This window comes from Corynebacterium vitaeruminis (genome assembly GCF_001054325.1).
Lineage (GTDB): Bacteria > Actinomycetota > Actinomycetes > Mycobacteriales > Mycobacteriaceae > Corynebacterium > Corynebacterium vitaeruminis_A.
This window is the reverse complement of the sequence record NZ_JVVM01000031.1, coordinates 1-3,010: the sequence shown is the minus strand read 5'-3', so window position 1 is coordinate 3,010 and position 3,010 is coordinate 1. Positions and strand designations below refer to the sequence as shown.

The following is a 3,010-nucleotide window of genomic DNA, read 5'->3' as shown; positions in this document are numbered from 1 at the left end:
AAACCCATTGCGCTTGAACACATTGCCAACGGGGCATCAGCAAGCGCGGTTGGGCGCGATTTAGGGATCCCCTCACCAACTGTCAGGCGGTGGGCGCGGACAAGCCGGAGGTCGTCGCCCTCGTTGACAAAATGAGCACTCTTCTCATATCGAAAACTCCTGCCCAGACGGTGAAAAAGTATCTCCGGGGTGACCGTGTATACCCGTCCATCTCAGCCCGACAGACAACAGGTCGTCTATCAACCACGAAGCCTGGAATGACCGTTTTTGGGTCACGTGAAGAACGCCTTGTGGCTCAGCAATCCATCATCCTGCCGGATCAAGGCGAGGTGCTCATCAGCATTGATCTCAGCCAAATTGATGCTCGCTGTATGGCAGCAGGATCTGGTGACGCGAATTACGCGGCGTTATTTGAACAAGGAAGGGACTCTCATACAGAAATGGCTGCAAGAGTCTTTGGCGATCCGGCTCGACGTAAAGATGCTAAAGCCCTCGCTCACGCCGCGAACTACGGTATGGGAGCCGCCACTTTTGCCCGCAACGCCGGTATTCCCCTCCATGATGCAGAGGTTCAGTTGGCGATGCTGCGTGAAGAGTTCCCTCAGTTGGAGCAGTTCAAAAATCACCTTCGCGAGCAGGCAGAAGCAATGGGATACATCACCACGGGCTTTGGACGACGTGTCGCGGTATCCCCTGACCGGGCCTACACCCAAGTCCCGGCAGCATATGGACAAGGAACAGCCAGAGACGTGTTTCTCGAAGGAGTGCTGGCACTTCCTTCTTCAATCGCGTCCATGATTCGTATCTTTGTCCACGATGAAGTTGTGCTTTCCGTGCCGCAGGAGCAGGCGGAAGTTATTAAATCGCAAGTGATAAAGACTTTCGAATCGGTACTAATTCCTGGTGCGGAAGGGATTGCTGTGCCAACTTTGGCTGATTCAGCTGGCCCAGCCATTGATTGGTCTGGATGCAAATAATGATGGTAGCCGTCTGGCTAATATCGAAAACATATAAATAAAAATAGGATTCATCGAAAGGAGATGGAGGGGTGAACTCTAAATGGGTTCGCTGAGATATTGGAGTAGACGATTGAAAGTTAAATCTTTATTTGTATCAGTAGCTGCCGCGATGCTTGTTTTTGGCTCGGCATCACCTGCATTCGCCGTACAGCTCAACGGCCTTGAAGAAGGCGAAGTTAGCGGCGGACCTGCTACTGTGCCCGATGAATATGTCTATGATCACCAAGGGGATCATATGCAGCCTGGAGATGATGCAAAACTGTACAAGGGGCGACATGACTGGTGTACCTCATCTCCTGACCAACCTGGTGTGGATTTCAGAGGCCCCTGCGCCCGCCACGACATGTGCTATGACGCTAATCCAAATGCCGTACCTACCGTAAAAAGTGAGGGCAAAATGAACTGTGACGAGGAGTTTCGTAGCAACTTGTATGCCAACTGCAACGAGAAGTACGCTACCGATCCTGACTCCGCGCTCGATTGTCGACGTACTGCGGATGGATACGTCTTTGCCGTTGAACAAAACGGTGGAAAGAGCGGAGACCCCAAGCCGCCAATCTTTAACTAAGGCTTAAGTATGGAACATTCGAATAAAAAACTCATATACCAAGTCGGTTACCCATTTGCACTGCTCGGATCTGCTGCCTGCGTTGCGCTAATTCCATCTCCAGAACGGGGCACCGGAATCATACTCGCTTACGCTTTAGCGTTAGCTATTCAAGTGGTGTGGCTGCTTTTGTTCTTCTCCGACCGGTCAAGGGGAAGGGCATTGTACACAAAATTCGCTGTAGCTGTTAACGTCTTAGCCTTGATTTTGGCCGCCATTGCTATAGTTGCCTATTCGATTAATGGTGAAGTCTTTGGAATTAACTTAGACTTGGCTTTCGGTCCCCCGGTAGCCGCTTTTATTGCTGTCGTTTTGCTACTCCTGTTGGTAATTGGAGCAGTAACCAGAGTTTTTCGAAAGTAGTTTATTCTTCTAGCCCCCTCTCAACCCCGCATGAATCTCTCATGTGGGGTTTTCCGGGTTAATAGACAAAAGGTGTGTCCGCTCGGCGTGTCGCTGGGGCCCTTTTTATTGCATCGGTCCTTTCCGGATTCCTATGTTGTGTTGGTATTCGGTTGGGATAGCGTTGTCGTAGAAGGCTGGTCGTCCTGTTTCTTGGTCGGCTGTGTTGTGGTCTTCTGGAGCAAGGTCTGGAACTTTGGCGAGTTGATCTTGTCCGGAATTGCACTGCCTGGCGATCTTTAATGGGTCGTCAGGCAGTTGCGTTTTCGAGTGCAGATACCATTCGAGCATTCTGCGTTGACGTTCTCTGGATCTGCCGCGATGCGCGTCGGCGATGCGTTTGAGCCCGGCGTTGATGCCGCCTTCCAGACTGTTTGTTGTTGATGCCCAGCGTTGAGGCTCAAGCGCGTTCGGTGGTGGCTGCAGGTAGGTAAACAGCCAGTTGTTGCGCGATAGATGCAGCAGTGAGTTGTAGGCTTTGCGCACCCGTAGGTGGGTCCATTCCCACTGGTTGTTGAGTGTGTGGCGCTCTTTTGGCACGGGTGTTTTCTCGTTGAGGAATGCTTTGAATACCTGTCCGAAGTTGTGCAGGCGTAGTGTCCAGTCGCGTGCTTGGTCCACGGTGGTGATTTTGGTTAGTTTCAGCGCTAGGGCGTAGATGGCTTTGCCGGCGTCGGTGCGTGGTCGTGATGTGGTGTAGCGGCGGATGACGCGCTGGGCATGGACAAGGCATCGTTGGATCATTGCGTTGGGCCAGCAGGATTTAATCGCAGTAAGTGCGCCTTGTCCGCCGTCGAGGACGACGCAGAGCGGCTCAGCGATTTTGCGAAGTAGTTGCGTGTAGGCGTGGGCGGTTTCGGGTTTGGTCCAGTGCCAGGCGATGACGTGGTCGTGGCTGGCTGCGACGAGCAGGCAGCCGGCGTCGGTGTAGGTGCCGTCGATGAAGATTTGGTCGTAGATGCGGTTGGGGTCTGGGGTATTG

5 protein-coding genes are annotated in these 3,010 nt (G+C 52.7%); 4 read left to right on the top strand and 1 reads right to left on the bottom strand.

Features of this window, described 5'->3' with window-relative positions; genetic code table 11:
- The first annotated feature begins 6 nt into the window (after positions 1 to 6).
- The 4 genes from ADA16_RS11475 (at position 7) to ADA16_RS09720 (ending at position 1,989) form a co-directional block, all read left to right on the top strand.
- Positions 7 to 135, top strand: coding sequence for a helix-turn-helix domain-containing protein (locus tag ADA16_RS11475; RefSeq protein WP_342626531.1), 129 nt, complete (start codon positions 7 to 9; stop codon positions 133 to 135).
- Positions 132 to 977, top strand: coding sequence for a DNA polymerase (locus ADA16_RS09725; protein WP_239659437.1), 846 nt, complete (start codon positions 132 to 134; stop codon positions 975 to 977). The genes ADA16_RS11475 and ADA16_RS09725 overlap by 4 nt, the downstream gene beginning before the upstream one ends.
- Positions 978 to 1,059: 82 nt before the next feature.
- A complete protein-coding gene (locus ADA16_RS11045) occupies positions 1,060 to 1,587 on the top strand; it encodes a phospholipase A2 (protein WP_082150700.1) in 528 nt (175 codons plus the stop codon).
- A gap of 9 nt (positions 1,588 to 1,596) precedes the next feature.
- Positions 1,597 to 1,989: a hypothetical protein gene (locus ADA16_RS09720; RefSeq protein WP_048761478.1), complete on the top strand. Its 393-nt coding sequence runs from the start codon at positions 1,597 to 1,599 to the stop codon at positions 1,987 to 1,989.
- 105 nt (positions 1,990 to 2,094) lie between these two features.
- Here the strand turns inward: ADA16_RS09720 and ADA16_RS09715 are convergent.
- A partial coding sequence (locus ADA16_RS09715; protein WP_048761475.1) for an IS1249 family transposase occupies positions 2,095 to 3,010 on the bottom strand: 916 nt, incomplete at its 5' end.

Coding starts and splice junctions, on each gene's coding strand:
- ADA16_RS09720 (WP_048761478.1), top strand. CDS start 1,597: ATGGAACATTCGAATAAAAAACTCATATACCAAGTCGGTTACCCATTT.
- ADA16_RS11045 (WP_082150700.1), top strand. CDS start 1,060: ATGGGTTCGCTGAGATATTGGAGTAGACGATTGAAAGTTAAATCTTTA.
- ADA16_RS09725 (WP_239659437.1), top strand. CDS start 132: ATGAGCACTCTTCTCATATCGAAAACTCCTGCCCAGACGGTGAAAAAG.